Below are 15,615 nucleotides of genomic sequence, written 5' to 3' on the forward strand. Positions count from 1 at the left end.
CTCCCACCGAGGAAGCCCCGTCATGCCGCTCCAGCCCGAGACGTACGACGTCCTCGTCGTCGGCGCCGGCCCCGCCGGACTCACCACGGCCATCGGCCTCGCCCGCGCCGGCATCCGGGTGCTGGTGGTCGAGAAGCACCCGGGGACGTCGATCTTCCCGAAGGCGGCCGGCGTCCGGCCGCGGACCATGGAGATCCTCCGCTCCTGGGGCCTGGACCAGCGCGTCTCCTCGGCCGGGCAGGACGTCCGGCTGGAGCTCGGGATCTCCCCCGTGCTGGCCGCTCCGCTGGCGGCCGTGGAGTCGCTGGGCGCGCCCGCAGCCCAGTACGTCTCCACCCTGAGCCCGTCGCGGTTCGCGTTCGTGCCGCAGGACCACTTGGAACCGGTGCTGCTCGAGCACCTGGTCGACCGCGGCGGGCAGGTGCGGTTCCGCACGGAGCTGGTGGGCTTCGAGGTCGACGGCGACGGCGTGCGCGCGAGGCTGCGCCCGCGGTCGACGTCCGCGCCGGCGTGCTCCGCGCCGGAGCACCCCGCGCCCGAGTACGACGTGCGCGCCTGGTACCTCGTCGGCGCGGACGGTCCGCGCAGCACCGTCCGCCAGGCTCTCGGCATCGAGGTGGAGCACCTCGGCTCGGAGGGGCGGCAGCTGACGTACCTGTTCGCCGCCGACCTCGACGCGGTGGTCCCCGACCCGCCGTTCGCCCTGCACTGGGTGACGAGCCCGGGGGCGGAGGCGCTGTTCGTGGCGTCGGGACGGCACCGGTGGGGGTACGGCTGGGAACCGGCGGACGGCGACCCCGTCGCCCCCACGTCCGAGCAGGTGGTGGCCCGCATCCGCGCTTCCGCCGGCCTCCCGGACCTCGACGTCGAGATGCAGGGTGCGTTCGAGTGGACGTTCGGCGCCGAGATCGCCGCCCGGTTCCGCAGCGGCCCGGTCTTCCTCGTGGGCGATGCGGCCACCCGGACGACGCCGCGGAGGGCCACCGGCATGAACACGGGCATGGCGGCGGCGCACAACCTGGCGTGGAAGCTCGCCTGGGTGCTGCGCGGCTGGGCCGACGAGGCGCTGCTCGACACGTACGAGGAGGAGCGCCGTCCGGTGGGGCTGGCCAACGCGCAGCGGTCGCTGCAGCTGCGCGAGGGAGCCCACGAGGCCTCGGGCCTCGAGGACTTCGGCGTCACCTACGTCTCCGCGGCCGTCGCGCCCACGGAGGACGTCGACCCGCCGGCGACCATCGGCGAGCGCGCCGCTCCCGGTCGCCGCGCGCCGCACGCCTGGCTGGACGTGACCGGCCGCCGGATGTCCACCCTCGACCTGTTCGACGGGCGGCTGACGCTGCTCACCGGGCCGGCCGGCGGCGACTGGTGCGCCACCGCCGAGCGGCTCGCGCCGGAGGGGCCGCCGCTCGCCGCGCTCAGGTTCGGGCCGGACCTCCCCGACCCGGACGGCTCGCTCGCCCTCCGGTACCGCGTCGGAGCCCGGGGTGCGGTGCTCGTCCGTCCGGACGGGTTCGTGGCGTGGCAGGCCCCGGCCCCGGCCGCGTCCGTGGACCGGGCGAGCCTGCTCCGCTCCGCGGTCGACCTGGCCACGGGGCGTGCGGGAGCGACCGATGTCGTCGACCTGTCCGCCTGAGCCGGCCGACGTCGACCCGGCGCCGTCAGGCGTGATCGCGGACGCCCGTCACGCCGGCCGCCGTCGCGCACGACGCGCAGCAGAACATCCGGCTGTCGGCCTGGACCCCGTGCCCGATGACCCGGCAGCCGCAGTGCTCGCAGGTCGGCGCCAGCCGGTGGATCGCGCACTCGAAGCTGTCGAAGGTGTGCACTTGACCGCCGGTGTGCACCTCGAAGCTCTGCTCGTAGTCGTTGCCGCACACGTCGCAGCGGGCCATCGCCTTCCTCCTCCGCACCGGTTCAATCGAGGGCCAGGGCGGCCGCGCCGGCGAGGATCCGGTCGGCGTGGGCGACGGCGCCGCTCACGAAGGGGGCGAGCTGGTCGGGTCGGATCCGGTTGGCGGCCAACCGGCAGAAGCCGACGGTGTCCGCGACGATCGTCACTCCTTCGCCGCCGCCGGAGCCCTGATCGGCCGGCCGGCCGAACGTGACGTCCCAGGTCCCGCCGCCCGGGCCGGTCAGCACGAGGTGCAGGTCGACCGGGACCGAGGTCCCGGTCCCGACCCGCGCGACGCCGACCGGCAGCAACCGGACGGCGAGGTCGCTCATGCGCCGGAGGGCCGACGGGTCGGGCACCGATCCGGGCAGGCCGACCGCGGCACGGACGTCGTTCTCGTGCGTCCACAGCTCGAACGCCCGCACGACGAGGAGCGCGCCCAGCGGAAGATGCAGGCCGTGGAGCGCCACCGGTCCGTCCGGGTCCGCGTCCCGCAGCAGGGCCAGCGTGCGGTCGGCGGACCTCCGCCAGTCGCGGCGGGTCGACGCGGGCGCGCGCCCGGACTGCCCGACGGCCGTCGGCTGCGTCGACGCGACGTGGTCGGCGGCCGCGACGGCCGGGTCCCCGGCGAGCGCACGCCGCACGTCGTCCTCGACGCCGATGAGGTGACCGACGAGACCCTGGACGTCGAGGTCGCGGAGCACCGGCCGTCGCCAGTGGGCGTCGTCGAGCGCGGACAACGCGCCGGCGAAGGCGTCGGCGGCCCGCTCGAAGACCTCGACCGGCGAGATGTCCGGCGTCTCGGGCAGCGCGCGGCCGGGCGGGCGGGCGCGCCGCGAGGCGTCGAGCACCCGCTCGCGCAGGCCTGCGGGCAGCGGCAGCGGCGTGTCGGCGGTCACGACGACTCCAGGAGCTGGCGGTCGAGCAGCGCCTCCAGCCTCGCCAGGGCCAGGCGCATCCGCGACTTGGCCGTGCCCTCCGGGATGCCGAGGTGCCGTGCCACCTCGCGGTAGCTGAGGCCCCCGAAGTACGCCAGCTCCACCACGCTCCGCTGGTCGGGGGGCAGCAACCGGACGGCGTCGCGGACGGCCGACGCCGTCTCGGCGGCGGCCACCTGCTCACCGGGCGACGGGGCGTGCGGGGGCGGGACCGACCGCCCGTGCCGCTCCTCGCGCGCCCATCGGCGCAGCTCGCTCCGCAGCACGTCGTGGGCGCGGTGCCGTGCCCGGATGACCAGGTAGGTCCGCAGGCTGCCGAGGGTCTCGTCGTACCGCTCGGGATGGCACCAGAGATCGACGAACACGTCCTGGACGACGTCCTGCGCGGCCGCGGCGTCCCCCAGGACGCGCCTCGCGGTCGTGTGGACGGCGGGGGCCACCGCGTCGAAGACCTCGGCGAGGGCCCGGTCGTCGCCGGCCGACAGTCGGGCGGAGTGCAGGGAGTCGGTGGACTCCACGGCGCGGACCGTACCGCCGCACCCCGTGCGGTGGCAGCGGTCGCGCCGCGGACCGGCCGCGGACCGGGCCGGGGCGCCGCGGCCGGGGACGCGCCGGCGGGGTGATCCGGTCCCTCGGCCGGCGGCGCACTGGGGACGCCGACGGGGGAACTCGACAGAGGAGGGTCGTCATGGCGGTCATCGCGGAGATCGTGCTGCGGGGCATCACGCCGGAGCAGTACGACGCGGTCCGGGCACGGGCCGGGTGGCTGGAGCGGACGCCGGCCGGAGGGCTGGCCCACCTGACGTGGTGGGAGGGCTCGGACTGCCGGAACGTCGACGGCTGGGAGAGCGAGGCCGCCTTCGCCGAGTTCGGCGAGACGCGGCTCGGCCCGGCCATGGCGGCGCTGGGGATCGACGTGCGGCCCGAGGTCGCGTTCCACCCGGCGCACGAGGTCTACACCCCCCGGCGCGGAGCCGTCACCGCCACCGCTCCGCAGGCCGCGGCCCCGGCCGACGGCGTCGCCCTCGTCCGTGCCGGCTACGCCGCCTTCGCCGCCGGCGACATCCCCGGCCTGCTGGCGACCTTCGCGCCCGACGTGGTCTGGACCGTGCCGGACAGCACCCCCTTCGGCGGCCGGTCCACCGGACGGGAGGCGACCGGTGAGTTCTTCGCCGGCCTGCCGCGGCACTTCGCCGAGCTGCGGGTCGAGCCCGACACGTACCTCGACGCCGGCTCGACCGTGGTCGTGCTCGGCCACCACCGCGGGCGCAGCACGGCCGGAGCGGACTTCGAGGTGCCGTTCGCGCACGTCTGGACGCTGGGCGCCGGTGCGATCACCGGCTTCACCGAGCACCTGGACACGGCCAAGGTCAACGCGGCCCTGTCCGGCACGGCGTGGACGAGCGCCGCCGCGCCGCCGACCGCCGCCGCTCCGCCGACCGCGGTCGGCGCGCCCGCCTGACCGGCCGTCCGGGATGGGACGCCTCGACGGCGCGGTCCCACGTCCCTTGCCGCTCCGCGCGGCGAGGGTGTAGACCCGCCAGGGTCCGCAGCCTGCGGAGGGGAAACGCGATGGCCGCAGTTCTCGACGTGCCCGACGTCCGGTCCGGGCGGCGACCCGGAGGCGGCCTGCAGCACGCCGTCGTGGTGGGCGGCAGCATGGCCGGCCTGCTGGCCGCGCGCGTGCTGGCCACGCACGCCGACCGCGTGACGCTGGTCGAGCGCGACGCGCTGCCCGACGGCGCGGAGCACCGCCGGGGGGTCCCGCAGGGCCGGCACGCCCACATCCTGCTGCCGCGCGGGCGGCTGCTCCTCGACCGGCTCTTCCCCGGCTTCAGCGACGGCCTGCTCGCCGCCGGCGCCGTGCCGGTCTCCGTGCCCGGCGAGGTGCTGATGCTCGGTCCCTTCGGGTGGATGGACCGTCGCGCCGCCGGCTGGGACCTGCTGGCGGCCGGTCGGCCGGTCTTCGAGGCCGAGGTCCGCCGGCGGGTGCGCGCGCTGCCCGGCGTTATCGTGCTCGACGGCGCCGACGTCACCGCGCTGCGCGCGTCCGCCGACCGGCGGCGGGTGACCGGGGTGACCGTCCGCGCGGCCGGGACCGGCGCCGGCGAGGAGCTCGACGCCGACCTCGTCGTCGACGCCTCCGGCCGGGGCACCCACGCCGCCGCCTGGCTGGCCGACCTGGGGATCGCCGCTCCGGAGCAGACGCGCGTCGACGCGGACATCGCCTACGCCACACGCATCTTCGCCGTCCCCGACGGCTGGACCGCCGACTGGAAGGTCCTGATGCTCACCTCCCAGCCGCCGGGGATCCCGCGCACCGGCTACCTGTTCCCGATCGAGGGTCGCCGGTGGATCGTCTCGGTGATGGGTGCGGCCGGTCAGCACCCGCCCACCGACGAGGCGGGGTGGCACGCGTTCGTCCGGAGCCTGCGGTCGCCGGTCATCGCCGACGCGCTGGCCGGCGCCGAGCCGCTGACCGACATCCGCGGGCACCGCGGCACGACCAACCGGCGATGGCACGTCGACCGCGCCCGCGACTGGCCGGAGCGGTTCGTCGTCGTCGGCGATGCCGTCTGCGCGTTCAACCCCATCTACGGGCAGGGCATGACGACCGCCGCGCTCGCGGCGACGACCCTCGACGACTGCCTCTGCGAGCACCGGAGGCGGCGCGGTGGGGACCTGGACGGCTTCGCCCGGCGGTTCCAGCGCAGGCTGGCCCGCCGCACCGCCGACCCGTGGAGCCTGTCGACCGGGGAGGACCTCCGTTTCCCGACCACCACCGGCATGCAGGTCACGCCGGCGACCCGGATGATGCACGGCTACCTCGACCGGGTCTCCGCCGCGAGCACCCGCGACCCCGCGGTCGGCGACGCCTACGTCCGGGTGCTGGGCATGCTGGCCCGGCCGGCGTCGCTGTTCGCGCCGCGCGTCCTCGCCGCGGCGGCGCGGACCCCCGCCGTGCCCGACACCGGTTCACCACCCCCGCGGCGGTCCGCCACCGCCCCGGCGCTCGCCGGCACCGCGGCCTGAGCGGGGCGTCGTGACCACGGCCGAACGGCTCGTCCCGGTCGAGGAGGGCTCCGTCGTCGTCGACGGCGTCCGCAGCCCGTACCTGCACGCCGGCCCGGCCTCTCCCGGGACCGTCGTGTTCGTGCACGGCAACCCCGGACCGGCGGAGGACTGGCGGCGGCTCGTCGCCCGCACCGGCGTGTTCGCCCGCGCGGTCGCGCCGGACATGCCCGGCTTCGGCGACGCCGACAAACCCGACCGGTTCGTCTACACCGTCGACGGCTACGCCCGGCACCTCGCCGGCCTGCTCGACCGGCTCGACGTCCGCCGCGCCCACCTCGTGCTGCACGACTTCGGCGGGCCGTGGGGGCTGAGCTGGGCCGCCGACCACCCCGACCGGGTGGCCAGCCTGACGCTGGTGAACATCGGCGTGATGCGCGACTACCAGTGGCACTACCTGGCCCGCATCTGGCGCACCACCGGGCTCGGCGAGCTGTTCCTCCGGACGGCGACGCTGCCGGCCTCCCGCCTCCTGCTGCGCCACGGCACGCCGCGCGGCCTGCCCCGCGAGGTCGTCGAGGGGCTCCACCGCTCGCTCACGGACCCGGCCGTCGGCCGCGCCGTGCTGCGGCTGTACCGGGCGACCGACATGGCCGCCGTGTCCGAGCACCTGCACGCCCGGCTGCGCCCGCTCGACGTGCCGGTGCTCGTGGCCTGGGGGCGGCACGACCCGTACGTCCCCGTCCGCTACGCCGACCGGCAGCGGGAGACGTTCCCCGGCGCCCGGGTGGTCGTGCTGGAGGACAGCGGGCACTGGCCGATGCACGACGACCCGGTCGCGCTCGAGCAGGCGGTGCTGCCCTTCCTCCGGTCCGCCACCGGCGCCGGCGCGGGCTGAGGCGGGGTCCGTGGCCGGCGAGGTCGACGTGGTGACCGAGGCGGTGATCCGTCGTCCGGTCGAGGAGGTCGCCGGCTACGCCGGCGACCCCACCCACGCACCCGAGTGGTACGCCAACGTCTCCAGCGTCGAGTGGCGGACGCCGCCGCCGGTCGCGGTCGGCTCGCGGATGGACTTCGTCGCCTCGTTCCTCGGCCGCCGGCTGGCCTACACCTACGAGGTGACCGAGCTGGAGCCGGGACGGCGGCTGGTGATGCGGACCGCCCAGGGCCCGTTCCTGATGGAGACCACCTACACCTGGGAGCGCCTGCCCGACGACGCGACGCGCATGACGCTGCGCAACCGCGGCCGGCCGTCGGGGTTCTCCCGGCTGGCCGCGCCGTTCCTGACCGGCGCCGTCCGGCGGGCGAACCGCGCCGACCTGGCCCGGCTGCGGCAGCGCCTCGAGCGCGCGTGAGCGCAGTGGATCCGTCGCGGTGGCCGCGACGGAGCCACTCCGCGTCAGCGGTGGGAGCGGACGACGACGAGGACGTCCTCGGGCTGCAGCGTGCCGATCAGCGGGTCGTCGAAGCGCAGCGTGCGCCCGCCGCGGGTCACCGACAGGACGACGTCGCGCAGCTGCCGGGGGCCCAGCCCCACCTCGTCGGTGGTCGCCGTCCGCTGGAAGAGGTCCAGGCCGGTGCCGCCGGTGGTGAGGTCCTCGATGACCGAGACCACCCGGGGGCTGTCGGTCGACAGCCCGAGCAGCCGGCCGGCCGTCGCCGAGGTCGTGATGACGGTGTCGGCGCCGGACTGGCGCAGCAGCGTGGCGTTCTCCTCCTCCCGGACGCTGGTCGTGATCGGCACGCTCGGGTTGAGCTGCCGCACGGTCAGCGTGATGAGGACGGCGGCGTCGTCCCGGTTGGCCGCCACGATCACCGCCCGCGCGCGCTCCACGGAGGCCCGGCGCAGCACGTCGGCGCGTCCGGCGTCGCCGACGATGCCGGTCAGGCCGAGGGAGTTCGCCTCCTCGATGGCGCGCGGGTCGGTGTCCACGACGACGATCCGGTCCGGAGGGGTGCCGGCGGCCTGCAGCGCGCGGATGGCGCTGCGGCCCTTGGTGCCGTAGCCGCACACGATGACGTGCTGCCGCACGCGGGACCTCCAGCGTCGGATCCGGAACTCCTCCCGGGTGCGCGTGGTCAGCGCCTCGAGGGTCGTCCCGATGAGGATGATCAGGAACAGCACGCGCAGCGGCGTAATGACCGCCAGGTTGACCAGCCGCGCGGTGTCGGACGCGGGCGTGATGTCGCCGTAGCCCGTCGTCGAGAGGGTGACGGTCGTGTAGTAGAAGGCGTCGAGGAGGTCGACCTGGCCGTCGAGGTTGTCCCGGTAGCCCTCGCGGTCGACGTAGACGATCGCCACGGTGAGCAGGAGCACGAGCGTCGCGGCCACCAGCCGCTGCAGCACCTGGCGGGTCGGCGACACCTCGACGTGCGCCAGGACGACGCCGGTGTGCTCGCTGCTCTCGCCGCCGTCGCCCGCCACGCGCGGGACGATAGCCAGCGGATGCGCCGCTCGCGCGGAGCCGCACCCTCAGGGGTGAGGCGCGGTGCCGTTCGCGACGAGGCGCCGGCCGTCCGGGAGGCGGACGTCGGCCGCGGCTGGTATCGCTGCGGTGCCGACGGCGAGGGTCGTCGTCCGAGCGTCCGGAGGTCCCCATGCACCGCAGCCGTCGCGGCCCCGTCCTGCTCGCCGTCGCAGTCCTCGCCGTCCCGGCCCTGGTCGGCTCGGCGGCCGCCACCCCCGCCGTCGAGGAGCGCGCCACCGGCGGGGCCGAAGCCGGCGAGCTGCTGGTCATCGGCCACCGCGGCGCCTCCGGCTACCGACCCGAGCACACCCTCGCCGCCTACGAGCTGGCCGCCAGGATGGGCGCCGACTACATCGAGCCCGACGTCGTCAGCACGAAGGACGGCGTGCTCGTCGCCCGGCACGAGAACGAGATCTCGGGCACGACCGACGTCGCCGAGCGGCCGGAGTTCGCCGACCGGCGGACCACGAAGACCGTCGACGGCGTCGAGCTGACCGGCTGGTTCACCGAGGACTTCACCCTGGAGGAGCTCCGGACGCTGCGGGCGGTGGAGCGGCTGCCCGACCTCCGCGAGGAGAACACCCTCTACGACGGCATCTACGCGGTGCCCACCCTCGACGAGGTGCTCGAGCTGCGCGCCCGGCTCAGCGAGGAGCTCGGGCGGGAGATCGGCGTCTACCCCGAGACCAAGCACCCGACCTACTTCGACGAGCTGGGTCTGTCGTTGGAGGAGCCGCTGGTGGCGGCGCTGGAGGAGGCCGGCCTCGACGACGCCGACGACCCGGTGTTCGTGCAGTCGTTCGAGACCACGAACCTGCGCGAGCTGGCCGAGGACGGGCTGGCCGTGCCGCTGGTGCAGCTGCTGTCGGCCGAGGGGGCGCCCTACGACCTGGTCGCCGCCGGCGACGGCACCACCTACGCCGACCTGGTCACCCCCGAGGGGCTGGCCGGGATCGCCGAGTACGCGTCGGGCATCGGCCCGGCGAAGGACCAGGTGATCCCGGTCGGGGACGACGGCGCCCTGGGCGAGCCGACGACGCTGGTGGACGACGCGCACGCGGCCGGCCTGCTCGTGCACCCGTACACGATGCGCAACGAGAACTCGTTCCTGCCGCCGGCCCTGCAAGAGGGCGCTGGCCAGAGCGATGGCCAGGGCGCTGGCCAGGTCGAGGACGACGAGTACGGGCGGGCGATCGACGAGCAGCTGGCGTTCTGGGAGGCCGGCGTCGACGGCTTCTTCACCGACAACCCCGACACCGGCCTCGTCTCCCGCGAGTTGTTCACCGACTGACGGCAGCGGAGTGCGGGAGCGCAGTCATCCTGCGCTCCCGCACTCCACCAGGGGGCAGCCGCGACGGCGCACCGATCGCGCCCGACCGGCTAGCGTGGCGCCGTGCCCGCGGAACTCGTGGGACGTGCGGCCGAACTCGCGGCCCTGGTGGCGTGCTGCCGGCAGGCGGAGTCCGCATTCGCTCCCGCGGTCGCGATCGTCACCGGGCCGCCCGGCGCGGGGAAGAGCCGGCTGCTCGCGGAGATGGGCGCCCGCGTCGCGGCACCCCGCCGGGTGCGCGTCGGCGGGTACGAGCCGGACTCGGCCATCCCGCTGGCCGCCGCCCGCGAGCTGCTGCGCAGCCTCTCGGCGCGGACCGAGGGGGCACTCGTGGAGCGGCTCCTCTTCGGCTCCCGCACCGCCGCCGGGGACACGCTCCAGCTCTTCGAGGCCGCCGCCCGCGCGATGACGGCCCGACCGCTGCTGCACGTGGTGGTCGACGACCTGCAGTGGGTCGACGAGACCTCGCTCGCCCTCCTGCACTACGCCGTCCGGGCCGCGGAGGCCACCGCCTCCCCGCTGGTCGTGGTGGCCGCCGGCCGGCCCACCGTGCCCGCGGACCGCTTCGCATCGGCGCTCGCCGGTGTGGTGACCGATCCCGAGCGGCTGCTCCGGGTGGACCTGGCGCCGCTCGACCAGCGGGCGGGCAGCGAGCTCGCCCGCGGGTTGGCACCCCGTCTGGACGAGCGGGCGGCGCAGGACGTCTGGCGCCGGGCCGGCGGCTCTCCGTTCTGGATCGAGGTGCTGGCCCTGGCGCGGAGCGGTCGAGGTGCCGACGGCGCCCTGGAGCGGCGGCTGCGGGCCGCGTCCGGCGACGCCGGCAGGCTGCTCGCCGTCCTCGCCGTCGCGGGACGCCCGGTCGATCCGGCCACGCTCGCGGGAGCGCTCGACCGGCCGCCGGCCCGATGCGACCGCGCCGTGGCCGATCTGCTCGCGCTCGGCCTGGCCGCCGACGACGGAGCCGGACCGGCGGTCGTCCACGACATCGTCCGCGAGCGGGTCCTGCAGCGCCTGCCCTCCGAGGCGGCCCGGGAGGTGCACCGGCGGCTGGCCGAGGAGCTGGCCCGCCGGGCGACGGACGACGGCTCGCTGCTCGAGGCCCTCGAGCACGGCCGGCGCGGCGGCGTCCCGGACGTCGGGACGGCGCTGCGGCTGGCGCGATCCTCTCGCCGGCGGCTCCTCGGGCCGGCCGGGCTGGCCCTGCTGCGGGCGGTCGCCGCCGACGCCGACCCCGCGACCGCCGACGGCGCGGCCCTCCGGCGGGCGGTCGCCGGGCTCGCCGCCGAGCTCGGGCAGCACGAGCTCGCGCTGGACGCGTGGTCGGCGGTCGCGCGGTCCGCCACCTCCCCGGAGGGGATGGCCGAGGCGATGCTGGCGGCCTCGGAGTGCGCGCTGCACCTGGGCCGTGCCGTCGAGGCGGAACGGTTGCTCGGGCAGGCGGCCCGGGTCGCTCCTGCGGACGACGCGACGGCGATCGAGCTCGACGCCCGGGCCGCAACCGTGCACCTCTGGCTGCGACACCGCGAGCCCGCGGGCCGGGAAGCCGCGCGGCGCGCCGTCCGACGGGCGCGGGAGCTCGCCGCGCGGCGGGGCGGCCCGGCGGCCCTGGGGCCCGGGGAGCGCCGGGCCTGGCTGCGCGCCCACCTCGCCGGCGCGGAGGCCGCGATCCTGGCCGACCGGCCGGCCGAGGTGCTGCAGCTGACCGACGAACTGGCGGAGGTCGCGGCGGCCGACGACCCCCGCGTCCGGTTGCGCGCGCTCGTCGAGGGCGGCATCGCGCTGCGCTGGCTCGGCCGCAACGCCGACGCCGAGGCGCGGCTCCGGCTCACCTGGGCCGAGGCACGCGCCGAGGCGCTGCCGCAGTCGGTGCTCGAGGTCGGCGCGTCGCTGGCCAAGGTGCTGCACTCGCGCGGGCGGCTGGCGGAGGCCGCGGAGGTGCTCGCCGAGTGCGAGGCCCTCGGGCAGCGGCTGGCCGAGTTCTGCCCCGCCCGCGCCTTCACGCCGGTCGTCGCGGCGCTCGTGGCGGCCTCGGTCGGCGACTGGCGGACGGCGGTGGGGCGGCTGCGGGCCGTCGCCGCGACCGAGGTCGACCCGCACTACCGGGCGCACGCCCGGCTCGAGGCGGCGTTGCTGTCCGCGCGCTACGACCCGCGGCACGCGCCGCACGTGCGGGGCGACGTCGAGCACGCGCTCGCGGACGCCGCGGAGTCGGGGTGCCGCCGGTGCGGCTTCGAGGTCACCGCCCGGTCGGCCGAGGCGCTGGCCCGGATCGGGGACCTCGGCTCCGCGCACCGGCTGGTCGACGGATGGGCGCCCGACCCGCGGGACGGCAACCGCGCGCTGCAGTGGTGGGGCGGTCAGGCGCGAGCCGCCGTCGCGACCGCGGAGGGCGCACTCGACGCCGCGGCGGCGATGTGGGCCGGGACCGTCGCGGCGGCCGAGCGCTCCGGCATGGTGCTCGAGGCGCTCTGGGCCCGGCAGGACCTGGCCGCCGTCGTCGCCGCGACCGACCGCGGCCGGGGCGCGGAGCTGTGGCGGCGCACCGGCGAGGAGGCCGGCCTGCTCGGCGCGCGCACCGAGCAGCAGGTGGCCGAGCGGGCGCTGCGCGCGCTCGGCGTGCGCACCTGGCGGCGCGGCGCCGCCGCGGGTCCGCCGGGGCTGACCGACCGGGAGCGGGAGATCGCCGAGCGGATCGCCGCGGGTCTGAACAACGCCGAGATCGCCGCAGCGCTGTTCCTCTCCCGCAAGACCGTCGAGCGGCACGTCTCGAACGTCCTCGCCCGCTGCGGCGCCCGGAACCGGGCGGAGCTGGCCGCCGCCTGGTCGAGCCGGGCGCACGCGGCGTCCGGACCCGAGGGAGTTCCCCGATGAACGCGGACGACCCCGTTCCTAGCGTCCCTGCCACAGCGTCCCCGGGGCGGGGACGCCCGGACAGGGAGGGTCGCGATGAGGAGCGCACGCACCACCACGGTCGGGATCGTCGCGGCGGCACTGGCCTGCTCGGGAGCGGCGGCCGCGGACGCCGCGCCGGCGACGGCGCCGGTCGGGGAGTCCCTGGAGCTGCTGGACGTCAGCCGGCCGGTCGCCGTCCCGGACGCGGTTCGGGACGGCGCCCCGCCGAGCCCGGGTGACGTCTTCCGGTTCGACAACCTGCTGCGCCACCCCGACCGTCGGGACGCCGCCACGCGGCAGGTGCTCGGCCGCTTCCCCAGCACGTGCACCGTCGTCGAGGGGACCCGGGCGGAATGCGCGGGGACGCTCGTGCTCCGGGACGGCACCATCGAGGTGACCGGCACGCCGGACCTGGCGCTCGACACGATCGACATGACGGTCCTGGGTGGCAGCGGCCGCTACGCCGCGGTCAGCGGAAGCGCCCGGCTCACCCCGACCGGTGCCGACGGCGTCTCACGGCTCGTCGTGTCGCTGCAGCGCCCGGCGCACTGAGACGGAGGCGTGGAGCCCGAGCGGAGGGGATCCGGCGCGGTCACCGCGACGGATCCCCTCCGCTCAGTCGGCGTCGGGGGTCTCCTGCTCCTCGGCGACGACCGCGAAGCTCTCGTCGAGCTGCACCTCGACCTCGGTGCCGTCGTCGAGCAGCACCTCGACCTCGTAGGCACCCTCCTCCGTGCTGACCTCGGAGTCGCTGATCACCCCGGCGCCGACGTGGGCGAGCGCGGCCTCCACGGCGCGCTCGTAGGCCGGGCTCTGGATCTGCGCCTCGGCGCTCTCCCCGGCGTCGGGCGCGAGGGCGCTGGCGATCGCGATGCCGGTGCCGATCGAGGCGAATCCGGTGGTCGCAGCGGTGATGATGAGCAGGCGGGTGGTGGGGCGGCGCATGGTGGTGCTCCTTCGGGCAGGACTGCTGTCGTCGCGCACGACGCTAGGCAGGGGAGGTGAGAGCACGATGAGAGGTGCGGCGGTCGGCTCTCACCGGCGCCTTACCCAGGTGCGGTAGGTCTGCACCATGCGTGTCCTGGTGGTCGAGGACGAGGCCCGGCTGGCCGAGCTGCTGCGCCGCGGCCTGGTCGAGGAGGGCCACGCCGTCGAGGTGGCCGGCACCGGCGAGGACGCGCTCTGGTGGGCCACCGAGGAGAGCTTCGACGTCGTCGTCCTCGACGTGATGCTGCCCCCGCCGGACGGCTTCGAGGTCTGCCGCCGGCTGCGCCAGCGCCGCATCTGGACGCCGGTCCTGCTGCTCACCGCGCGCGGCGCGGTCGGCGACCGGGTGACCGGCCTGGACGCCGGGGCCGACGACTACCTCGTCAAGCCGTTCGCCTTCGACGAGCTGCTGGCGCGGCTGCGGGCCCTGGCCCGGCGGGGCGGGGTGGAGCGCCCGCCGGTGCTGGAGGCCGGCGACCTGCGGCTGGACCCGGCGTCCCGACGCGTGTGGCGGGGGGAGCAGGAGGTGGCGCTCTCCGCGCGCGAGTTCGCCCTGCTGGCCACGTTCATGCGCCGTCCCGGGCAGGTGCTCTCCCGCGGGCAGCTCCTCGACGCGACCTGGGACTCCGCCTACGAGCGGGGGTCCAACGTCGTCGACGTCTACGTCGGCTACCTGCGGGACAAGATCGACCGCCCCTTCGACCGCCGCTCGCTGGAGACGGTGCGCGGGGTCGGCTACCGGCTGCGGGCCGACGGATGAACCGGCTGCCGCTGCGGGCCCGCCTCACGCTGGCCTTCGCGCTCGCGATGGCCGTCGTGCTGGGCGCGGCCGGCGTGTTCGTGCAGCTGCGGCTCGCGGACACGCTGCTCGACCGGGAGGCGCACGCCCTCGACGTCCGCGCCGAGGCGCTGGCGGCCGAACTGGGTGACGCCCCGCTGCCCGGCAGCCCGACCGACTTCGCCCAGTTCATGGACCCCCGGGGACGGGTGGTGGCCGCGACGCCCGGCTTCGAGCAGCCGCTGTTCGCACCGGCGGACGTCGCCGGTGCCGAGGCCGACGACCCGCTCGTCGTCGAGGCCGACGTGCAGCTCCCGGACGACGACGAGGCCGAGCCGGTGCTGCTGCGCGCCGGCCCCGCGGCCGGCGGGGTGCTCGTGGTCGGCAGCTCGCTGGAGGAGCGGGCCGACGCGCTGGACGACCTGCGCACCCAGATGCTCGTCGGCGGGCCGGTGGCGCTGCTGCTGGCCTCCGGCGCCGGCTGGCTGCTCGCGGGGGCCGCGCTGCGCCCGGTGGAGGCCATGCGGCGCCGGGCCGCCGCGATCTCCGCGGACAGCGCCGGCGAGCGACTGCCGGTGCCGCCGTCGCGCGACGAGGTGTACCGGCTGGGGACGACGCTGAACGCGATGCTCGACCGCCTCGACGCGGGGCTGCGCCGGGAGCGCCGGTTCGTCGCCGACGCCAGCCACGAGCTGCGGACGCCGCTCGCGCTGCTGCGCGCCGAGCTGGACCTGGCGCTGCGCCGTCCCCGTTCGTCGGAGGAGCTGACCGCGGCCCTGCGGTCGGCCGCTGGTGACGTCGACCGGCTCACCCGGCTGGCCGAGGACCTGCTGGCGCTGGCCGGCGGCGAGGAGGGGTCCGAGCTGCTGCGGGCCGAGCCGGTCGCCGTCCCCGACCTGCTGCACGCGATCGCCGGCCGCTTCGCCGCGCGGGCCGCCACCGAGGGCCGCACGGTGCTCGTCGAGCCGGGCGACGGCGCGGTCGTGCGGGGCGACCGGCTGCGCCTGGAGCAGGCGCTCTCGAACCTGGTCGACAACGCGCTCCGGCACGGCGGCGGCCGCGTCCTGCTGTCGGCCTCCGCCGAGGACGGCGCCGTGCTGGTGAGCGTGCGCGACGAGGGGCCGGGGTTCGGCGCGGACTTCCTGCCGCACGCCTTCGAGCGGTTCAGCCGCGCGGAACGCTCACGTACCTCGTCCGGAGCGGGGCTGGGGCTGGCGATCGTCGAGCTGACCGCCCGGGCCCACGGCGGCGAGGTGCGGGCCGGGGACGACCCGGCCGGCGGCGCGGTGGTCACCATGCGGCTGCCCGCCGCGCGCTGA

Annotated in this window: 15 protein-coding genes; 10 read left to right on the plus strand and 5 right to left on the minus strand. The window is 76.7% G+C overall.

Annotation, left to right across the window (positions count from 1 at the left end):
• The first annotated feature begins 22 nt into the window (after positions 1 to 22).
• A complete protein-coding gene (locus tag OF117_RS15585; RefSeq protein WP_263553758.1) occupies positions 23 to 1,633 on the plus strand; it encodes an FAD-dependent monooxygenase in 1,611 nt (536 codons plus the stop codon).
• Between the two features lie 25 nt (positions 1,634 to 1,658).
• Here OF117_RS15585 and OF117_RS15590 read toward each other — a convergent pair whose 3' ends face one another.
• Genes OF117_RS15590 through OF117_RS15600 form a run of 3 tightly spaced genes read right to left on the minus strand, consistent with a single transcriptional unit; the run spans position 1,659 to position 3,347 of the window.
• Entirely contained in the window at positions 1,659 to 1,892 is a 234-nt protein-coding gene (locus OF117_RS15590) for a hypothetical protein (RefSeq protein ID WP_263553759.1), read from the minus strand.
• Between the two features lie 22 nt (positions 1,893 to 1,914).
• Positions 1,915 to 2,790, minus strand: a complete 876-nt coding sequence (locus OF117_RS15595) for a maleylpyruvate isomerase family mycothiol-dependent enzyme (RefSeq protein ID WP_263553760.1) — start codon at positions 2,788 to 2,790, stop codon at positions 1,915 to 1,917.
• Positions 2,787 to 3,347 carry an RNA polymerase sigma factor gene (locus tag OF117_RS15600; protein ID WP_263553761.1) on the minus strand — a complete coding sequence of 187 codons (561 nt, stop codon included), beginning with the start codon at positions 3,345 to 3,347 and terminating at the stop codon, positions 2,787 to 2,789. The genes OF117_RS15595 and OF117_RS15600 overlap by 4 nt, the downstream gene beginning before the upstream one ends.
• A 170-nt stretch (positions 3,348 to 3,517) precedes the next feature.
• On the opposite strand from OF117_RS15600, the gene OF117_RS15605 reads away from it, so the two are divergent.
• The 4 genes from OF117_RS15605 to OF117_RS15620 all read left to right on the plus strand — a co-directional run bounded on the left by OF117_RS15605 (position 3,518) and on the right by OF117_RS15620 (position 7,196).
• Complete coding sequence (locus OF117_RS15605; protein WP_263553762.1) at positions 3,518 to 4,291, plus strand: nuclear transport factor 2 family protein; 774 nt, start codon at positions 3,518 to 3,520, stop codon at positions 4,289 to 4,291.
• 110 nt (positions 4,292 to 4,401) lie between these two features.
• The gene (locus OF117_RS15610) at positions 4,402 to 5,862 is read left to right on the plus strand and encodes an FAD-dependent oxidoreductase (RefSeq protein ID WP_263553763.1); all 1,461 of its coding nucleotides are present in this window, start codon (positions 4,402 to 4,404) and stop codon (positions 5,860 to 5,862) included.
• 10 nt (positions 5,863 to 5,872) lie between these two features.
• On the plus strand, positions 5,873 to 6,739 hold the full coding sequence (locus tag OF117_RS15615; RefSeq protein ID WP_263553764.1) for an alpha/beta fold hydrolase: 867 nt from the start codon (positions 5,873 to 5,875) through the stop codon (positions 6,737 to 6,739).
• Positions 6,740 to 6,749: 10 nt separating this feature from the next.
• Positions 6,750 to 7,196, plus strand: coding sequence for an SRPBCC family protein (locus OF117_RS15620; protein WP_263553765.1), 447 nt, complete (start codon positions 6,750 to 6,752; stop codon positions 7,194 to 7,196).
• Positions 7,197 to 7,240: 44 nt separating this feature from the next.
• Here OF117_RS15620 and OF117_RS15625 read toward each other — a convergent pair whose 3' ends face one another.
• Positions 7,241 to 8,266 (minus strand): potassium channel family protein, encoded by a 1,026-nt coding sequence (locus tag OF117_RS15625; RefSeq protein ID WP_263553766.1) that lies wholly within the window; start codon positions 8,264 to 8,266, stop codon positions 7,241 to 7,243.
• A 173-nt stretch (positions 8,267 to 8,439) separates the two neighbouring features.
• Between OF117_RS15625 and OF117_RS15630 the strand changes: the two genes are divergently transcribed.
• The 3 genes from OF117_RS15630 to OF117_RS15640 all read left to right on the plus strand — a co-directional run bounded on the left by OF117_RS15630 (position 8,440) and on the right by OF117_RS15640 (position 13,083).
• Positions 8,440 to 9,600, plus strand: a complete 1,161-nt coding sequence (locus tag OF117_RS15630; RefSeq protein WP_263553767.1) for a glycerophosphodiester phosphodiesterase — start codon at positions 8,440 to 8,442, stop codon at positions 9,598 to 9,600.
• Between the two features lie 102 nt (positions 9,601 to 9,702).
• The gene (locus tag OF117_RS15635) at positions 9,703 to 12,510 is read left to right on the plus strand and encodes an AAA family ATPase (protein ID WP_263553768.1); all 2,808 of its coding nucleotides are present in this window, start codon (positions 9,703 to 9,705) and stop codon (positions 12,508 to 12,510) included.
• A 75-nt stretch (positions 12,511 to 12,585) separates the two neighbouring features.
• A complete protein-coding gene (locus OF117_RS15640) occupies positions 12,586 to 13,083 on the plus strand; it encodes a hypothetical protein (protein ID WP_263553769.1) in 498 nt (165 codons plus the stop codon).
• A 63-nt stretch (positions 13,084 to 13,146) separates the two neighbouring features.
• Here OF117_RS15640 and OF117_RS15645 read toward each other — a convergent pair whose 3' ends face one another.
• Positions 13,147 to 13,476, minus strand: a complete 330-nt coding sequence (locus OF117_RS15645) for a PepSY domain-containing protein (protein ID WP_263553770.1) — start codon at positions 13,474 to 13,476, stop codon at positions 13,147 to 13,149.
• A 127-nt stretch (positions 13,477 to 13,603) separates the two neighbouring features.
• Between OF117_RS15645 and OF117_RS15650 the strand changes: the two genes are divergently transcribed.
• Positions 13,604 to 14,278, plus strand: a complete 675-nt coding sequence (locus OF117_RS15650) for a response regulator transcription factor (RefSeq protein ID WP_263553771.1) — start codon at positions 13,604 to 13,606, stop codon at positions 14,276 to 14,278.
• Positions 14,275 to 15,615, plus strand: coding sequence for a sensor histidine kinase (locus OF117_RS15655; RefSeq protein ID WP_263553772.1), 1,341 nt, complete (start codon positions 14,275 to 14,277; stop codon positions 15,613 to 15,615). Before OF117_RS15650 ends, OF117_RS15655 begins: the two co-directional genes overlap by 4 nt.

The sequence above is a fragment of the Geodermatophilus sp. YIM 151500 genome (assembly GCF_025716945.1).
Taxonomy (GTDB): Bacteria; Actinomycetota; Actinomycetes; order Mycobacteriales; family Geodermatophilaceae; genus YIM-151500.